Below are 18,389 nucleotides of genomic sequence, written 5' to 3'. Positions count from 1 at the left end.
CCATTCCAAAATGATCATTTTTTTCGACGACCGTCCAGTCAGAATTGTACGGACCAATCAGTTGTCTGCCGCCGAAACGTCACGTTTTGAACATATCGTTGATCTCAGGCTTGAAAAGTTGCAGAGAAGCATGCTGACAGGTCACGTCCTGTTCCTAAATTCCACGACCACAAGCGCCATTCAGGTGATTCAGATGCTCGAAAAGGAGTTTCCGAAAGACATGCTCTCCATCACAATGGCTACGCGTGAGAAATCGGAGGTTGAGGACAAAATCAAAGCGCAATACAAGGTGATCAAGGCCGCAGGCGGCGTGGTGGTGAAGGACGGCAAATGGCTCTTCATGTACCGCCGCAAAATGTGGGATTTACCGAAAGGCAAGCTCGACAAAGGGGAGAATTCCAAAGTGGCTGCCACCCGGGAAATCGAGGAAGAAACCGGCGTGAAGGCGTTGATCCGCGACAAAATATGCACTACCTGGCATACCTACACGCTGAATAACAGCCGCATTCTGAAACGCACCAAATGGTACCTATTCGACTGCCTCGACGACTCTCAAATGAGCCCGCAAGCCGAAGAACAGATCGAAAAGCTGGATTGGTACGAGCCTTCGGATGTTAAACCGTTGCTGATACAGTCATACAGCTCGATCCGCTATGTGGTCGATAGCCTCAATAAGATCCACAACCTGAAAGAGTCCTGAAAAACGGTGCTCGGAACTTGCTAAATGTTCTGCTCAGCCTTTTTCAGTTCAGATAATGAATAGGGAAGAAAATTGTCCACGGCCTGTCCGTAACGGTGCAGGTCGCGGATAATGCTGGAACTGATCGGTGCCAATGCAGGTGACGTAATCAGAAAAACGGTTTCGATTTCTTCATACAAATACCGGTTAACCTGCGAGATACCATTTTCGTATTCAAAATCGGTCGTATTCCGCAAACCCCTCAGCAAAAATCTCGCCCCCAGCTCGCGGGCTGTATGCGCCGTCAGGTCGTCGTAAGTAATGACCTTTACATTCGGTTCGGAAGAAAATGTCTTTTCAATCATATCCTTCATCACTTCGAGCGGGAAATAACGCTTTTTGGTAGCATTGTTACCAATCCCGATCACTACCTGATCAAATAGCCGCAGCCCACGCAGGACAATATCTTCGTGACCCTTCGTAAAAGGATCGAACGAGCCCGGAAATAATGCGATACGAGTCATAGGAGGAATTAGGAGGAAATTAAATAAGTATTGAACAATCCGAAATACCGGTGACCGGGTACTTCGGCACACTGCGTGCTGTATTTCAGCGTCGTCGGCCGGGTACCCATGTGCAAGTTCGGGAAAAACCTGGAAAGCTCCTGGTATGATTCCGACGCCGGCGCGATTTCTCCGTAACAAAGTACCTTGATTTCCTCCGGCAGGATATTCAGCTGGCTTAGCGTAAACAGGATAATGTAAGCAAGCTCCTGCACCTGAGCATATTTAAAGCGGTTGCAAAGCAGCAGCTGCTGGCTTTCGCTGACCACCAATGTGAAATGGTCCTTTTCAAAATACAACGACATCATCCGCATTTCCTGGTGCTCTACATGGTTTACCAGCGAACCAATCGCCAACGCGCTCGTGAGATGGTAGAATGTGACCGTCGACGAGCTGAAATGATTTACCACCCAATCGTACCAGAGTTCCTGGATACTGAAAACGTTCTGCGCGTGCACCAGAGGCAAATCATGCCAAAGCACTTTTTCATGCTTTGAAACCGGGTTGCCAAGCGCAAAAGAAAGGTATTCGTAGGCTGATTCCGGTTGGAACAAAACGTTGGGCACGAGCGTGAACGCATGAGAATTCACCGTCACCCGGACGTTGTTCCAGTTGTTGGACGACCAGGACAAATGCCCGCTGAAAATACGTTTCAGCCGTTCGAAAATTTCAGTCGGTGTGAGTGCATTCTCAAAGAAATAGTCTTCCAGCCAGATGCATTCCATATTCTCGTCCCTCACAATGCAAAAGCGGATACGCCGCTCGTCCAGCTCGATGCAGAGCGTGCAGAGCGGAATACTGGCCGCATCGAATGAATTGTCTCCTACCAACAGCGTCGGAATAACTTCTATTAACTGGTTTTCAGAATTTGCCACGTCGTCGGGGTGGTGTTGTTTAATGTTATGCCGGCGTTAGTTTCCGGAAATATACTTGTTGAGTTCAAAAATTCCTGCCAATGAGCCTGCGATATTCAGGATCCGGTGCCGCTGTTCGGGTTTGAATGCGGTAATTTCCTCCCAACTCAAAAAACGGACCTCGCGGATAATCTGCCCGTCGGCGGCCAGCTCGGGGTCGAAGCCCGACATCAGATTTCCCTCAAAGGATTTGATTTCAAAAAACAGCTCCACTGCATGCAGGGGATCGGCAATGTGCTCATTAACAAAGAGTAACTCCCCTACCACGACGTCCAGGCCCGTCTCTTCCCGGAACTCGCGGGCCAATGCGTGTTCCGCTGTTTCGCCGAAATACACGCCGCCACCGGGAGGCGACCAGAATACACCGTCGGGTCCGTAAAGCGCCTGGTTCACAAGCAAAATGCGCCCCTCATGCACGCAGATCCCGCACACGCGCACACGCACGGAGCCTCCGTAAATCGTCCCTATGTCTGCGTTTAGCGCTTGCAAAACCTGTTTTTTGAACGAGCAAAGATAACCATCCGGCCAGAATAGGCAAGACATAATTCTACCACCCCGCTTCCGGCATGACGCCTGCGGATGGCCAATTGGTAAATCTACCGGTAATCAGAAAGACGGATCAGGAGTACGGGCTTCCGGAAATATAGCTTTCGAGCGTGTTGATATGCTCTTTCTGCTCATGTATGATCGCGGAAACGATGTCATTGATCGAAATGATACCGACAAGCTGGCCATCGCGGTTCACAGGCAGGTGGCGGATGTGCTTGTCCGACATGATCTGCATACATTCCTCGATCTTCTCGTCGGTCTCCACGGTAATCACCCGGCTGGTCATTACGTCGCGGATCAGCGTATCCCTCGAACCGCGCCCCTGCAATATCACTTTACGTGCATAGTCGCGCTCGGAAAAGATGCCGATCAATTCATTATCTTCAAGTACTAAAACTGCCCCAATGTTCTTCTCGGCCATGAGTTCCAGAGCCTCAAACACTGTGTTGTCCTGCGTAACCGACCAAATCGCATTGACAGGCTTGTTGCCCATTACATGTTGTACCAGCATAGATGTTTAGGTTTGGGGATTTTCAGATAAAGGGATTCTAATATATGGATTTGACCTTATAAAGTCCAATAAAATATGAGTATTATTTTGTAAAAGAATCCGGTTTTTGATAATCGAAATCCTAGCGTTAGATTCGTTCCATGGACACCGACAAACTTCTGCCTTCCCAGTTACTGCGCAGACAATTCCCTTTCAGACCCACCGATGGCCAGCTTCGTTTCTTCGAGAAGACCAACGATTTTCTGATTGAAGAAAAGGGCCTGGAACGTTACCGGGACTGTTTTTTGCTCAAAGGCTATGCAGGAACCGGCAAAACGACGATCATCAGTACCCTTATTAAGGTATTGAAAAACTTCGGCTACAAATCGGTGCTTCTGGCGCCTACGGGCCGGGCCGCGAAGGTGATGTCGGGGTACTCTGAAAAGATCGCGCTCACGATCCACAAGAAGATTTATAAGCAAACTGCCGATGCATTTTCCGGCACGTTGACTTTCCAGCGGCAGAAAAATTACCACGATAATACCCTGTTCATCGTCGATGAGGCCTCGATGATCACCGACGATGCCGACTTCGGGAGCCGGAGCCTGCTGGCCGACCTTGTTGAATTTGTATTTGAAAACCCCGGCAACAAACTGATGCTCGTGGGAGATACCGCCCAGCTGCCCCCTGTCGGGAAAGAGCTGAGCCCCGCGCTGGACGGCGATTATTTGGAAAGGACATTTTATATGTCTGTTTTTCAGGAAGAATTAAAAGAGGTGATGCGCCAGGATGAGCAATCCGGCATTCTTTTCAATGCCACGCAATTGCGTAACCAGCTCGGTGCCCAGGCCGCGGACATTCACATTACCACCCGTTCCTACCGCGATGTGTTTAAAATGACGGGCGAAAAACTGGAAGAAGGCCTCCGGTATGCATACGATAAATATGGTACTGAGAATTCCATTATCCTGACGCGCTCGAACAAGTCGGCGGTTCAATACAATGAATACATCCGGCGCGTCATTAACTTCTCCGAAGACGAGCTTGACGCCGGCGACCGGCTGATGGTCGTACGGAACAATTACAATATCCTCGACGAAGACTCTCCCGCGGGTTTTATTGCCAATGGTGATTTTGTGGAACTACTGAAAATCCGTAAAACCCAGGAAATGCACGGTTTCCGGTTCGCTGACGTGACGCTGAGATTAACTGACTACGAAAAGCAACCCGAGTTCGATGCGAAGATTTTCCTGGACACCTTGCATTCACCGTCGGCATCGATGTCCGCGGAAGACAACAAAAAGCTTTACGAGAGCGTGCAGCAGGATTATTTTTATATCAAATCCAAAAAAGACCGCGTCGAAGCGCTGCGAAAAGATCCGTTTCTGAATGCATTGCAGGTCAAATTCGCGTACGCGCTCACGTGCCATAAGGCGCAAGGCGGCCAGTGGAGCGCGGTATTTATTGACCAGGGCTATTTACCCGAGGAACAAATCAATACCGAGTTTGTAAGGTGGCTCTACACCGCCATTACCCGAGCTACCGACGAGGTTTTCCTGATGAATTTTCACCAGCAATTTTTCAAATAGCCCTTATCAGGCAGGTACGGAAGCGCGTTGCAGGCGGTCGTTAATGGCCAGTCCTAATCCGCTAGACGGCACCAACTCCGCCTTGATTTCCGAAACCGGCAATGCATCCAGCTCGCGCAGGTATGCGAAGAGATTATGTGCCGCCTCTTTCAAATCGCGGTTTGGGCTAAGCAAACGCTGGTACTTCCGGTCGGCTCCTTCCAGGTATTTATCGAACATTAAATACCCCGTTTCCGCATCGCCCGGCACAATTTCATCCCTTCTGTACAAATGCAGGGGCTTTCGCGGCGCGTAGTGGCTTTTGAGCATTCCCGGTGCTTTGGGGTCCGACGTAGAATGCGGCATCAGCACCACCGGCCCGATCAGCGATTCGATTTCATTGATATCCAGCCCGCCCAGCCGGTATACAATTGTTTCGTCGTTTTCAAAACCCAGTATCGTCGATTCGATCCCCACTTCACATTCCCCGCCATCCAGAATATATGGTATGCGGTCGCCCAACTGCTTTTCAACGTGTTCGGGTTTCGTAGGGCTGATGTAGCCGAACGGATTCGCACTCGGCGCAGCGAGCGGGAAGCTCAGCTGACTCAGCAATTCAAGCGTGAGCGGGTGATTAGGGATCCGTACCGCCACTGTATCCAGCCCCGAGGTAACCAGGTCGGGCACAATGTCCTTTTTAGGCAATAGCAACGTCAGCGGTCCCGGCCAGAAGCGGTCTGCAAGTACCCTGGCCTTTTCGGGGATATCAGCAACGTAAATAGCCGCTTTCTCGATGGAATCAGTATGGATAATGAGCGGGTCGAACGCGGGTCGGTTCTTTGCTTCGAAAATAGAAAGTACCGCCTTTTCGTTCAATGCATTGCCCGCGAGTCCGTAAACGGTTTCGGTAGGAATGGCTACCAATTCGCCTTTTATCAGAAATTCTTTTGCGACGTGAAGGTCGCTGCCAGTGACTGCCAAAATATAATTCTGTTTTTAAAATACAAAAATACGGCGGCGCGGAAGAAATCCGAGTATCCGCATTTAGATTGTTTTTAAATAACCTCCGAATGTCGGAAACTTGGCGCTGCGTTACCTGATACGTGTTTATATTTATTGGTTAAATAGTACTATCTAAACAACCCTTTACTATGTTTCAAATCAAAGAACAACCTACCGTTTTCGACGTCGCGATCATCGGCTCGGGCGCGGGAGGCGGAATGGCAGCTTATCAACTTGCCAAAGCGGGTGCCAAGGTGGCTCTTTTGGAAGCAGGTGGATATTTTGATCCTGCTGATCCAAAATACATTACCCAGCTGAAATGGCCTTACGAATCGCCACGTCGTGGCGCGAGTAACCACCGCCCTTTCGGTGATTTCGACGCAGCCTGGGGTGGATGGGAAATCGAGGGAGAACCCTATACACATAAGAACGGAACGCAATTCGACTGGTTCAGGTCCCGTATGCTCGGAGGCCGCACCAACCACTGGGGACGTATTTCCCTGCGTTTTGGCCCAAAAGACTTCAAACGTAAGAGCATCGACGGCCTTGGCGACGACTGGCCGATCAGCTACGACGATGTAAAACCTTATTACGATCAGGTAGATAAGCTGATTGGTGTTTTCGGGACCGTAGAAGGCCTTGATAACGAACCAGACGGGATCTTCCTTCCGCCGCCAAAGCCACGTCTGCACGAGCTTTTCCTCAAACAGGCAGGTAAAAAGGCGAATATCCCGATCATCCCGTCGCGTCTGTCGATCCTTACCAAGCCTATCAACGACCAACGCGGTGTTTGTTTCTATTGCAGCCAGTGCTCGCGCGCTTGCCAGGCCTATGCGGATTTCTCTTCCTCATCGGTATTGTGTATTCCTGCGATCAAGACCGGTAACGTAACCTTGATCAACAACGCGATGTGCCGTGAAGTACTCACAGATCCTTCAACAGGACTCGCCACCGGTGTTTCTTACATTGACCGTGAGAAACTCACCGAGCACACCGTGAAAGCGAAAGTGGTGGTACTTGCAGCTTCCGCCGCAGAATCATCTCGCTTGTTGCTTAACTCTAAATCGGCCCGCCACCAGAATGGTCTGGCGAATTCCAGCGGCGTTGTAGGCCGTTACCTGCACGACTCTACCGGTGCCTCACGCGGCGCATTCCTGCCCCACCTGATGGACCGCAAGCGGTACAACGAGGACGGTGTAGGCGGTATGCACGTGTACACCCCGTGGTGGCTCGATAACAAAAAACTCGACTTCCCGCGCGGTTACCACATCGAGTACGGCGGCGGTATGGGTATGCCGAGCTACGGTTTCGGCTCGGGTATCGAGAACCTGAATGGAAAATATCCGACCAAAGCGGGTGTGATGAAAGAAGCGGGAGGTTACGGCTCGTCACTGAAAGAGGATTACCGTCGTTTCTACGGCGCCAACATCGGTATGGCAGGTCGCGGCGAAGCGGTGCCTGATTTTAACAACTACTGCGAGATCGACCCGAATGTGGTAGATAAATTTGGTATCCCGGTATTGCGTTTCCACTACAAATGGTCTGATTACGAGATCAAACAAGCGAAACACATGCACGATACTTTCGAGGAAATGATCCATGCATTGGGCGGCGTTGCAAACGGAACAAAACCGGGCGCGGATACTAACTACGGCCTGGCAGCTCCCGGACGTATCATCCATGAGGTAGGAACCGTGCGTATGGGCGACGATCCGAAAACGTCCGCATTGAACAAGTTCTCGCAGGCGCATGACGCGAAAAACGTATTCGTCGTGGACGGCGGCTCGTTCGTGTCACAGGCGGACAAAAATCCGACCTGGACGATCCTCGCGCTATCGATGCGTGCTTCCGAGTACATTATCAATCAGGTTAAACAGAAAAATATCTAACATTTGAACCCTGTTCAAATCATAAGCATATGAAACGCAGAGATTCATTAAAGTCATTGACCCTGAGCTCGCTGGGAATCGCCGCATTGAGCCCTCAGGTGGCCCTTGCCGAACAGCGGGACCTCGAAACACAAAACCCGCCGGAAACCCCGCTTAAAATTCCGGGAGGAAGAACGAAAGAGGAAGCCATTCGGGACGCCAAGATTGCGAAAGAGAAATTCCTTACCGTAGCCGAACTCGCGACGATCAAAGTTCTGGTTGACATTATCATCCCTGCTGACGCAACCTCGGCCAGCGCATCCCAGGCAGGTGTAGTAGAGTTTATCGACTTCATTGTGAAGGACATGCCGCAGCACCAGACCCCATTGCGCGGTGGTTTGAGATGGCTGGAAAAAGAGTCGATCACCCGTTTCGGCAAAGGGTTTACGTTAGCTACCAAAGCCCAGCAGATCCAGATCATCGACGATATCGCCTATCCTCAAAAAGCGAAGCCTATCCACAGCCAGGGCGTTGCATTCTTCAATATGATGCGAAATCTGACGGCTTCCGGTTTCTACACTTCTAAAATCGGTATTGCCGACCTGGGTTATAAAGGCAACACGCCGAATGTTTGGGAAGGTGTTCCGGAAGATGTCCTGAAACAATATGGTTTGAGCTACGATTAAGCTTTGGGTTTTCATCAAACAGAACAGCCCCGCCTCTCTTGAAGCGGGGCTGCTTTGTTATAAGTTCGTTTATCCCCTGACAATTGGGCAATCTTTAATATTATTTTGCCCTATGGTTGCAAGATGGTGCCTTGAAGTTACTAGTTTAGCAATCAATGAACTGACCCATATATTAATCACAAACATGAAGAAAATTTACCTCCTGATTTCAATTTGCTTTTTGTCTCAATACGTTAATGCTCAGACCTGCAACGTGTCTGATTTCACAAGCCAGCAACAACTTGACAACTTCAAAATTCAGAATCCCGGGTGCAAAACAATTTTAGGAAGTGTGACGATCACTGGGGCTGACATTACGAATTTGAACGGCCTCTCCAATATAACCCGTATTCTCGGCGATGTGACGATAATTAATAATCCAACGCTTCCAAACATGAGCGGGCTGGACGCATTGACTGATATAAACGGTCGTCTGACGATCAACGACAACTCACTCTTATTAAATGTGGACGGACTCGGTTCCCTTGCCAACATTTATGATGGGATTAATATTGAGGCGAATCCGTCGCTTACCAACCTTTCGGGCCTACAATCTCTCTCCTATGTAAATAGTTACCTCAGAGTTGTTTACAATCCGGTTTTGACAAGTGTTGAGGCATTTAGTAAAATCACTTCCGTCACCGATTTCTTATCGGTGGGCGCTAATCCTAAGCTGGAAAGTTTGTCGGGCCTTCACAATATCACCACTGCCAGTTCGGTTTCCATTGCCCTGAATGACAAGTTATTGAACCTGGACGGCCTAAGGTCTCTCGCAAGAACGACGGGTTACCTTTACATCGCTTATAATCCGCTGCTTACCAATTTACAAGGTCTTAATAAACTGAAAAGCATCGGCTACTACCTGAACGTTACGAATAACAATGCCCTTACTTCGCTGAACGGCCTGGATAGTCTTGAATCCGCCAGTCAAATCCAGATTCAGAATAACGCCAACTTATCTGAGTGCGCAACCCGCCCCATCTGTTTGATTCGGCTAGGCAATGCAACGGCATTCTACGTGGCTTTCAATGCGACCGGGTGCAATTCCATGGGAGAATTAGCAACCGGATGTGGCTTACTGCCTGTGGATCTGGTCAGTTTTTCAGGTGAAAACAGAACTGAGGGAAACGTACTCAAATGGGTAACAGCTTCCGAAATTAACAACAAGGGCTTTGAGGTTGAAAGGAGTTCAAATGGCAAACTATTCCAAAAAATAGCTTTTGTGGAGGGTAATACAGACAGCCGGCAAGCGCTGAATTATTCATTTACTGACCTTGCGCCGTATGCATTAACTTACTATCGCTTGAAACAGATCGACTGGGATGGGACTTCTACCTACTCAAAAATGGTTTTTGTAAAGGGCAGTAAGCAGGTTGTCTCCGTATATCCTAACCCTTCACACGGCCGACTGACTATACGTGCTCAAAATCAGAACCAGCCATACAGCATTAAAAACGAGCAAGGTATTACCGTTATCAAGTCCCCGGTGCTTCCCGATAAGGAGATCTCTACCAAATCATGGCAAGACGGAATCTACTTCCTGACTGTCGGTTCCGAAGTATTTAAGATTTTAGTAGCTAATGACTAGAAAACTTCTGGATTCGATTCATTTATTTTGCACACTCTAAAACAAAATCCGCATTCGGCCACATGCAATTATCCGACAATATAAAGGATTCATATTCAAATCAATATGATGAAAATTCCGTAAAATGGCGTAACACAGGAGCGCGCTACAAAGCGCTTAACATCGTTGAGCTATCCAAATCGATCCGGTTCAAAAATGTGCTGGAAGTGGGCGCAGGCGAAGGAAGTATCCTGAGTTGGCTATCGCAATGGAATTTTTGCGACGATCTGAATTGCATTGAAATTTCCGAAAGTGGGATAGACCTGATCAAATCCAAAAATATCAAGAACCTCAAAAGTGTTCTGCTGTTTGACGGGTATAAGATTCCTTACCCCGACAACCATTTCGATCTGGTCATCTGCTCTCACGTATTGGAGCATGTGGAGCACGAGCGGATATTGCTGAGAGAAATCAAACGGGTATCGAAATACCAGATTTTTGAGGTGCCGATAGACTTTTCTTTTTATGTGGACAGAAAATTGGAGCACTTCCTCTCTTACGGCCATATTAACATTTACACGCCGGCCCTATTCAGGTTTTTGTTGAAATCCGAAAATTTCGAAGTCGTGAAGGATATCAACTATCTCTATGACGATGAGGTCCTGCAACTCATGTTTAAAAAGAAAAACTCAGCCTATTATATCACAAAAATCAAGTTTGCGATCCTGAGCATGGTACCTTATCTGCGGGGAATAAAGCCAAGCTCATATGCGGTACTAACTCAAAAAACAGATAAAAAGCTCTCGATTTTTTAAGATCGCCATATACTTATTAAAATGGAGCCCCGTTTCGATTCGAAACGGGGCTCCATTTTTAAGATATTGACCTGAGAGATTAATACAGTTTCTGACGCTGCTGCTTCACAGTCTCGTCGGTCAGGAACTCGTCGTAAGTCATCAGCTTGTCGAGGATTCCTTTTGGTCCGATTTCGATAATGCGGTTCGCTACCGTTTCCACGAACTGGTGGTCGTGGGAGTAGAACAGCAAACATCCTGTGAAGTCGATCAGCCCATTGTTCAATGCGGTGATCGATTCGAGGTCGAGGTGGTTGGTAGGGTCGTCCAGTACGAGTGCGTTCGCGCCCGAGAGCATCGTGCGTGAGAGCATACAACGTACTTTCTCACCTCCGGAAAGCACTTTCGCCTTTTTCAATGACTCTTCACCAGAGAAGAGCATCCGGCCCAGGAAGCCGCGGATAAAGCTCTCGTCCTTCTCGTCGGAATATTGACGCAGCCAGTCAACCAGGTTCAGGTCCACGTCGAAAAACTGCCCCGGATCCTTCGGGAAGTAGGATTTCGTGATGGTAACACCCCAGGTAAAGTCGCCTTTGTCAGCCTTATCCACCTCACTTACAATATCAAACAATGCACTGATCGCCAACACGTTCCGGCTCACAAATGCAATTTTATCACCCTTATTGACTGTAAAGCTGATGTTATCGAACAGCTTGGTTCCGTCCTCGGCGGTTTTGGAAAGTCCTTCTACACGCAAAATCTGGTCACCTACCTCGCGCTCGGATTTGAATGCGATGTAAGGATATTTGCGGGATGATGGCTTGATATCATCAACAGTCAGTTTTTCCAGCAATTTGGCGCGGGAAGTTGCCTGTTTCGATTTCGAAGCATTCGCGCTAAAACGACGAATGAAGTCTTCCAATTCCTTACGCTTGTCTTCTGCCTTCTTGTTGGCATCCTGGCGCTGTTTCAATGCCAGCTGGCTGGATTGGTACCAGAATGAATAGTTACCCGAGAACAGCTGGACTTTGCTGAAATCGATATCCACGACATGCGTACAAACTTCATCCAGGAAGTGACGGTCGTGAGAAACCACGATCACCGTGTTTTTGAAATCGGCGAGGAAGTTTTCGAGCCACAATACCGTTTCAACGTCAAGGTTGTTGGTAGGCTCATCGAGCAGCAGCACATCAGGATTACCGAAAAGTGCTTGTGCCAGCAGGACGCGTACTTTATCGTTTGCATTCAAATCGCCCATTAATGAATGGTGCAGCTCTTCGCCCAAGCCCAGACCGCTCAAAAGCTGTGCGGCCTCGGTTTCAGCCTCCCAGCCATTCAAATCAGCGAATTCAGCTTCCAGGTCGGCGGCCTTTTCACCGTCTTCGTCAGTGAAATCCTCTTTCGCGTAAATGGCTTCACGCTCCTTCATTACTTTATAAAGACGCTCGTGGCCGAGGATCACCGTATCCATGACGGTGTACGCATCGAACTCGAACTGGTCCTGTTTCAGGAACGTCATACGCTCGCCCGGGTTCATGCTTACATTACCGGTTTGCGGCTCGATTTCGCCTGAAAGAATCTTCAAAAATGTGGATTTCCCGGCTCCGTTAGCGCCGATCACGCCATAGCAGTTACCAGGGACAAACTTTATATTTACTTCGTCGAACAATACCCTTTTACCGTATCGCAGCGATACGTTCTGAACCGTAATCATCTGTAAATTGATTATTTATGAATGAGACCGCAAAATTACAAAAATCAGGCCGATTTAGCATCCTTGGGCAAACTAAATGCAAACAAAACAGGCCGGTAACAAACCGGCCTGCCTATTAAAATCCGAGATTTCGTACGATCAGGGGATCACGCGCAAGGTATGTGCACCTTTGGCCACGCTCACTTTCGCGCCCTGCTTTTTCAATGCCGGGGTATCGCCCTTGGTCACCGACCAGAACTCCACTCCACCATTGCCGCTGCCGTATTCAAGGTATTCGAATACAGAAACCGCCAGGTTCGAGCCGTCCTTATCGAAGGCTACGCTCTGAGGATAGATACCATCGAACGGATAATCCGCAACTTTGGTCAGTGCGCCGGTGTTGGCTACCTTATACAATGATAGCGAAGCGCCAGTTCCTGCGCCTGCTTCCGCCCAAGGCGAGCCGCTTTTACCTGCATTGGCCGTCACGAGCAAAGTACCATCAGGGCTCAACGCGAATGAACCGGTATTCAAACCCACCGGCGCCTGGCCGGCAACTTTGTGCTCAACCGCACCGTCCATCGAGAAGTCTACCACAAAAACTTCGCCCTCACCAGCCCCTTTGCCCTGTGGGCCTTTGGCGTCGAGAACGAGATAATGCTTGCCATCTGCGGTAAACCTTCCGAAAGTAGGATCCACGCCCACTTTCACGGGCTTCCCAACCATTTCAACGTTTTTCAGCTTTCCAGCCTCGCGGATCACTTTGTACAAGCCTACTTCATTGGAATTATCAAGGCTGAACGCGATGAAATCACCGGATGGGTGCCATGAAATATCTACAATACGATTAGTACTATCCAATGCGGACGGCAGGTTCAGGAAACGTGCGGGCTTGCCGTCAGGACCTGCCTCGATGAACACGAGCTCTTTGCCGGTATCGTTTGTCGCGAGAATCAGCTCGTTCTTGTTGACATCGATGGAGGTCGGTTTTTTACCCACCGGGAAGCCGAATTTAGCCTTCGGCGCTGCCAGGTTGCTGATATCGACTACAAACAGCTTCTCCCCCGCCGGAAATTCTTTTGAAAGGTCTTTATACTCACCTACGCCGTCTTCCGGTCTGATCCGGTTTTCCAGCACAAATGCAAGCGTCCCGGTCGGCGACACTGCCAGTGTTTTGGAGTATCCCAGTGCGGAGTTCGACACCAGTGCGGATCCGAGACCTTTACTACCCCGTTCTATCGGGAATTTGATCGTCGTAAGCTGGTCTTTCGATGTGTTGTCTCTTAATAGCTTACCATCAACCAATGCGGAAGCTGCCAGATCGGCATCGGACACCACAACCAGACCACGGGCATTGAAAGTGATGGGTGATTGGGCTATCGCAGGGACACTTCCCAACGCAGCCAAACCAGCAAATAATGCAACTTTCTTCATAGAAAAGAATTTAAGTTTTAGGTGGTTTGAACAATTTGAGCTTACACCAAAAGAACCTTGCAGGGGCGTTTATACCCGTGCAAGGTTCCTTTCAGAATGCGCAATATACAATAAAAAGAAAAACCCCGGCAAGCATTTGCCGGGGTTTCGGGTCACAGGAAGTAAAAATTACGCTGCAACAGCAAGTCCGTTGACGAATTTCGCCAGTTTAGACTTCTGGTTAGAAGCTTTCTTCTTGTGGATGATATTTTTCTTTGCCAAACGATCCAACATTGAAGATACAGTTTTGTAAACTTCAACAGCTACTGCCTTATCAGTCGTCTCACGCAATTTCTTGATGTATGAACGGGTAGTCTTGTGCTGGTAACGATTACGCAAACGCTTAGTTTCGTTCGCGCGGATTCTTTTTAAAGCTGATTTATGATTTGCCATTTGTAATGAATATTTTTCTATTTCTCATTTCGGTCTGCAAAAATAGAAATTGCTTCCCAAAACGCCAAATTTCCTTTCAAAATATATTTCCTGTAAACAAACTTATTTAGGCATTCGCTGAACATCCGAGGCAAGATACTCCTCAATACGCGATTCCAGCTCATTGTAAGGGATATTGCTGTGTAGCTCTCCTTCCACGGCTAATGATATTTTTCCTGTCTGTTCGGAAATCACGATCACGATCGCGTCGGTAGCCTCGCTCATACCCATCGCAGCACGGTGGCGGAAGCCCAGCGACGACGGCACATCCACACCATCGGCCACCGGCAGTACGCAGCGCGCCGCTTTCAGAACCCCATCCACGATGATCACCGCCCCGTCGTGCAGCTCGCTGTATTGATTGAAAAGCGACACCAGCAGCGGCTTGGAAACGCGCGCATCCAGCATTTCACCGGTTTCCACATATTTACCAAGATCATCGCGCTTGTTGAGCACGATCAATGCGCCCGTAAAGTTGGCAGCGATGGTTTTGCTCGCATCGATCACCTCTTTCAGGTTTTTCACCTTGAAGTCCATCATTGAATTCCCGATGAACTTTTTGAGGAAACCATTATTGGTATAAATCGTCGACTTGCCTATGATGAGCAGAAAACGCCGGATCTCCTGCTGGAAAATCACGATCAATGCCACCGCACCGACGCCCATGAAGTATTGCAGGATGGCCGTGAGCAGTCCCAAACCGAGCCCTTTGACCACCAGATAGAAGACGTAGACGAACAAATACCCGAGAAAAACCCTGCTTGCAATACTTCCCCGAACAAGGGTATATACCTGATAAAGAAGAATGGACACTAAAAAAACATCCAGGATATCAGCCCAATTGATGTTCAGAAAACCCACACGCATACGAAAGGTGATATTTTACAGCGACTAAATTACTATTTTAATTCGGATAGTTACCTGCGGCCATCCACAGTTTTACCGCTTCCACGGCAGGTTTCACATCATGCACACGCAGGATCGACGCTCCGCGCTCCAATGCCAGCGTATTGAGCACCGTTGTACCATTTAACGCTTCTTCCGGCGAAATATGCAGGGTTTTGTAAATGGTCGTCTTGCGTGAAATGCCCACCAGCACCGGGTACCCGAGCAACTGGAACTGTCTCAGCTCCCGCATCAGCTCGAAATTCTGCGCGATGGTCTTCGCAAACCCGAAACCCGGATCGATGATCAGGTCGGCAACTCCCTTACTTTGCAGCACCGCTACCTTCTGCCTTAAATCCCTGAGAATATCCGGCAAAAGGCGTTCATAATCCGTCAGGCTGTTCATCGTTTGCGGCGTGCCGCGCATGTGCATTAATATGTACGGTATGCGCAGGCGGGCGACGACATCGAACATGGCGTCGTCGAGCGTTCCGCCGGCGACATCATTAACAATATGTGCGCCTTTGCGAATGCCCCTCTCGGCTACTTCGGCCCGAAAGGTATCAACAGAAATGATGAGGTCGGGGAAAAATTTAGCTAATGGCTCTACGGCGGATTCAATGCGGTCGCCCTCCTCTTCCGCGCTCACCTCACGTGCGCCCGGGCGTGTGGAGTAGCCGCCGATGTCGATCATACCGGCACCTTCCGAGCGCATCCGCCCGGCCCTTTCGACGATCTCGTCCGCAGCAGCGACCCGGCTTCCGGCATAAAAAGAATCGGGTGTGATATTCAGAATACCCATTACCACAGGCGTCGACAGATCGAGCAGCGCGCCCCGGATATTGAGCGTTTTTTTACTAACTTGCAACATAAATTCTTTTCAAAAACAGGCAAAGGAATGAATATCAAAGCATTCTCTTCCTACCGTCTGAAAGTCTCTAACTCATTTGAAACAGTGAAATCCACAGAATCGGAATATCAGGAAATCATTCAGTATTGCCAAGATCTTTTTACAAAAAAAAACAAGGACTACGGAACATCCTGGCGTATCCTTCGGCTCCCTTCGATTACCGATCAGATCTTCATCAAGGCCCAGCGCATCCGCACGATCCAGGACAAGGGTGTACAGAAAGTGAATGAGGACGTGTCATCCGAATTCATCGGGATCATCAATTATTGCGTAATGGCGCTGATCCAGATCGAGGCCACTGAGCAAAACCAGGACATCGACGATTCAGCATTAACAATTCTTTACAATTCCCAGGTGAACGAAGTGAAGGAATTGTTGTTTAATAAAAACCATGATTATGGCGAGGCGTGGCGCGACATGCGTGTGGGCTCCATGACCGACATCATTCTCATGAAACTGCTAAGGATCAAACAAATCGAAGACAATCAAGGCCTTACGCTCGTTTCAGAGGGTGTAAAAGCCGGATACCAGGATATTATCAACTATTCGGTATTCTGCCTGATTAAATCGAATGCCTTACAGACCAACTAACAAAGACACACCCAAACCGCCGTCCAGTTTGCAATGAAAATCTTTGCCCAGATCTCACGAGTCGTAGTAGGTTTACTCTTCATTTTCTCCGGAATCATCAAGCTGAACGACCCGATCGGGACACAGTACAAGCTGGAAGAATATTTCGAGGTCTTCGCGACCGACCTTCCTGCATTGCATGATTTCTTCATGGGACTGGTGCCGCTGGCGCTGTATTTCTCGGTATTCCTTTGCACTGCGGAGGTCGTTCTGGGTATCGCATTGCTGGTCGCATACAAGCCGAAAACCATATCCTGGCTACTGCTGACGATCATTGTTTTCTTTACATTCCTGACATTCTATTCGGCTTATTTCAACAAAGTGACTGATTGCGGCTGTTTCGGCGCGGCGATCAAGCTCACTCCCTGGACTTCGTTCGGAAAAGACATATTCTTATTGATACTGATTTTGGTGATCGTGTATTATCGAAAGAAGTTCAAATCCTACCCTACCGGGATCATCATCGTCATCTCGACACTGGTTTCACTCGGCGTTGCCATTTATTCGCTGCGTCATTTGCCCATCGTCGATTTGCTGCCGTATCGTGTGGGTGCGAGCATTCCTGCGCAAATGAAGCCTTCGGAACCGCTGCGTTATTTGTATGTATTTGAAAAAGACGGCAAAACGCTGGAATACGAGCAGTATCCTAGTGACACCACCTTGAAATTCAAGGAAATGGTGGTACTGAATGAGGATGCAAAACCTAAAATCACGGATTACAAGGTATGGAATGATGCGGGCGACTTCACGGAGGGCACTTTCCAGGGTAAAAAGCTTTTCCTCATCATCAAAAGCCTTACGGATATTAATACTGCCGCATTACCGGACATCAACAAGCTGATTAATGCCGTGAAAGCCAAGGGTGTTGAACCGGTAATCCTCACTTCCGGAAACAGCGCCGACATCGAGAATTTCCTCTCGCAGCATCAGCTGACTGCTCCCTATTATTATGTAGACGCGACAGTTCTGAAAACCATTTCGCGCTCCAACCCTGGCCTGTGGCTTTTGAAAGACGGTATTGTAAAAGGCAAATGGCATTACAACGACACCCCGACTGCCGAAGAGGTAGTGGGCCTGGTCAAATAATGTGACTGACACCCAATATTAAATGAAGAATATAATACTCGTCGGGATGATGTCTTCCGGCAAAACAACGCTGGGCAAAAAGCTCGCACGTGCATTGAATTACCAGTTTGTAGACCTTGACAAGCTGATCGAGAAAGATCAGGGAATGGAGATTTCCGCTATTTTCTCCCAGCAGGGAGAAGCCTATTTCCGCGAAGTCGAAAGCCGCATTTTGAAAGAGACTTCTGCGCAAAAAGGCATTGTACTCGCCTCCGGCGGTGGCACGCCCTGCTTTTTCGACAACATGGAAGTGATTAAAGAAATGGGTGTGAGCATTTTCCTCGACGTTCCGGCCGAAGATCTGGCAAGGCGGATCGAGAACCACGGTAAGGACGACCGCCCTATTCTCTCAGGCGCTACCTCGCTCGTCGACACACTGCAAAACCGCATTACCGACAGGCTCCCCTATTACACACAAGCTAATTTTACATTAAAGGGCGAAATAGACGTCAGTCATCTACTGGAAGTGCTTACGCCCTTGTTATAACTGAAAAAACCTGCTTATCGCAGGTTTTTTACTTA

Annotated in this window: 19 protein-coding genes; 9 read left to right on the top strand and 10 right to left on the bottom strand. The window is 48.7% G+C overall.

The genetic code is table 11. The features are described from left to right. Window positions 1–10: 10 nt before the first annotated feature. Window positions 11–700, top strand: a complete 690-nt coding sequence (locus CLV60_RS09445; RefSeq protein ID WP_106595138.1) for an NUDIX hydrolase — start codon at window positions 11–13, stop codon at window positions 698–700. A gap of 20 nt (window positions 701–720) precedes the next feature. Here CLV60_RS09445 and coaD read toward each other — a convergent pair whose 3' ends face one another. The 4 genes from coaD to CLV60_RS09425 form a co-directional block, all read right to left on the bottom strand. After that, the gene (gene coaD / locus CLV60_RS09440) at window positions 721–1,203 is read right to left on the bottom strand and encodes a pantetheine-phosphate adenylyltransferase (protein WP_106595137.1); all 483 of its coding nucleotides are present in this window, start codon (window positions 1,201–1,203) and stop codon (window positions 721–723) included. Window positions 1,204–1,211: 8 nt separating this feature from the next. Continuing rightward, on the bottom strand, window positions 1,212–2,117 hold the full coding sequence (locus CLV60_RS09435; RefSeq protein ID WP_106595136.1) for a DUF3822 family protein: 906 nt from the start codon (window positions 2,115–2,117) through the stop codon (window positions 1,212–1,214). A gap of 36 nt (window positions 2,118–2,153) precedes the next feature. Next, window positions 2,154–2,645 (bottom strand): NUDIX domain-containing protein, encoded by a 492-nt coding sequence (locus CLV60_RS09430; protein ID WP_106595135.1) that lies wholly within the window; start codon window positions 2,643–2,645, stop codon window positions 2,154–2,156. A 130-nt stretch (window positions 2,646–2,775) separates the two neighbouring features. Next, the gene (locus tag CLV60_RS09425) at window positions 2,776–3,198 is read right to left on the bottom strand and encodes a CBS domain-containing protein (protein ID WP_106595440.1); all 423 of its coding nucleotides are present in this window, start codon (window positions 3,196–3,198) and stop codon (window positions 2,776–2,778) included. A gap of 158 nt (window positions 3,199–3,356) precedes the next feature. Here CLV60_RS09425 and CLV60_RS09420 point away from each other — a divergent pair, with 158 nt between their 5' ends. After that, the gene (locus CLV60_RS09420) at window positions 3,357–4,784 is read left to right on the top strand and encodes an ATP-dependent DNA helicase (protein WP_106595134.1); all 1,428 of its coding nucleotides are present in this window, start codon (window positions 3,357–3,359) and stop codon (window positions 4,782–4,784) included. A gap of 6 nt (window positions 4,785–4,790) precedes the next feature. Here the strand turns inward: CLV60_RS09420 and CLV60_RS09415 are convergent, their stop codons facing one another. After that, window positions 4,791–5,744 (bottom strand): L-threonylcarbamoyladenylate synthase, encoded by a 954-nt coding sequence (locus CLV60_RS09415; protein WP_106595133.1) that lies wholly within the window; start codon window positions 5,742–5,744, stop codon window positions 4,791–4,793. 170 nt (window positions 5,745–5,914) lie between these two features. Here CLV60_RS09415 and CLV60_RS09410 point away from each other — a divergent pair, with 170 nt between their 5' ends. The 4 genes from CLV60_RS09410 (at window position 5,915) to CLV60_RS09395 (ending at window position 10,740) form a co-directional block, all read left to right on the top strand. Then, window positions 5,915–7,654 carry a GMC oxidoreductase gene (locus CLV60_RS09410; protein ID WP_106595132.1) on the top strand — a complete coding sequence of 580 codons (1,740 nt, stop codon included), beginning with the start codon at window positions 5,915–5,917 and terminating at the stop codon, window positions 7,652–7,654. Between the two features lie 29 nt (window positions 7,655–7,683). Further along, entirely contained in the window at window positions 7,684–8,319 is a 636-nt protein-coding gene (locus CLV60_RS09405; RefSeq protein ID WP_106595131.1) for a gluconate 2-dehydrogenase subunit 3 family protein, read from the top strand. Window positions 8,320–8,431: 112 nt separating this feature from the next. Further along, window positions 8,432–9,946 (top strand): T9SS type A sorting domain-containing protein, encoded by a 1,515-nt coding sequence (locus tag CLV60_RS09400; RefSeq protein WP_106595130.1) that lies wholly within the window; start codon window positions 8,432–8,434, stop codon window positions 9,944–9,946. Between the two features lie 62 nt (window positions 9,947–10,008). Then, window positions 10,009–10,740: a class I SAM-dependent methyltransferase gene (locus CLV60_RS09395; protein WP_106595129.1), complete on the top strand. Its 732-nt coding sequence runs from the start codon at window positions 10,009–10,011 to the stop codon at window positions 10,738–10,740. A gap of 79 nt (window positions 10,741–10,819) precedes the next feature. Here CLV60_RS09395 and CLV60_RS09390 read toward each other — a convergent pair whose 3' ends face one another. The 5 genes from CLV60_RS09390 to folP form a co-directional block, all read right to left on the bottom strand. After that, complete coding sequence (locus CLV60_RS09390; protein ID WP_106595128.1) at window positions 10,820–12,433, bottom strand: ABC-F family ATP-binding cassette domain-containing protein; 1,614 nt, start codon at window positions 12,431–12,433, stop codon at window positions 10,820–10,822. 138 nt (window positions 12,434–12,571) lie between these two features. After that, window positions 12,572–13,846, bottom strand: coding sequence for a lactonase family protein (locus CLV60_RS09385; RefSeq protein ID WP_106595127.1), 1,275 nt, complete (start codon window positions 13,844–13,846; stop codon window positions 12,572–12,574). Window positions 13,847–14,014: 168 nt separating this feature from the next. Continuing rightward, on the bottom strand, window positions 14,015–14,278 hold the full coding sequence (rpsT, locus tag CLV60_RS09380; RefSeq protein ID WP_019944067.1) for a 30S ribosomal protein S20: 264 nt from the start codon (window positions 14,276–14,278) through the stop codon (window positions 14,015–14,017). A gap of 102 nt (window positions 14,279–14,380) precedes the next feature. After that, window positions 14,381–15,184: a diadenylate cyclase CdaA gene (cdaA, locus tag CLV60_RS09375; protein ID WP_106595126.1), complete on the bottom strand. Its 804-nt coding sequence runs from the start codon at window positions 15,182–15,184 to the stop codon at window positions 14,381–14,383. 37 nt (window positions 15,185–15,221) lie between these two features. Continuing rightward, entirely contained in the window at window positions 15,222–16,073 is an 852-nt protein-coding gene (folP, locus tag CLV60_RS09370; protein ID WP_106595125.1) for a dihydropteroate synthase, read from the bottom strand. Window positions 16,074–16,100: 27 nt separating this feature from the next. Between folP and CLV60_RS09365 the strand changes: the two genes are divergently transcribed. The 3 genes from CLV60_RS09365 to CLV60_RS09355 are packed head-to-tail and all read left to right on the top strand — an operon-like array spanning window position 16,101 to window position 18,354. Next, window positions 16,101–16,703: a DUF1599 domain-containing protein gene (locus CLV60_RS09365; protein WP_106595124.1), complete on the top strand. Its 603-nt coding sequence runs from the start codon at window positions 16,101–16,103 to the stop codon at window positions 16,701–16,703. Between the two features lie 33 nt (window positions 16,704–16,736). Next, window positions 16,737–17,828, top strand: a complete 1,092-nt coding sequence (locus CLV60_RS09360; protein ID WP_106595123.1) for a BT_3928 family protein — start codon at window positions 16,737–16,739, stop codon at window positions 17,826–17,828. Between the two features lie 22 nt (window positions 17,829–17,850). Further along, window positions 17,851–18,354, top strand: coding sequence for a shikimate kinase (locus tag CLV60_RS09355; RefSeq protein WP_106595122.1), 504 nt, complete (start codon window positions 17,851–17,853; stop codon window positions 18,352–18,354). Window positions 18,355–18,389 lie beyond the last annotated feature (35 nt).

The organism is Dyadobacter jiangsuensis (assembly GCF_003014695.1).
Lineage (GTDB): Bacteria > Bacteroidota > Bacteroidia > Cytophagales > Spirosomataceae > Dyadobacter > Dyadobacter jiangsuensis.
This window is presented reverse-complemented; position numbering and strand designations above follow the sequence as displayed.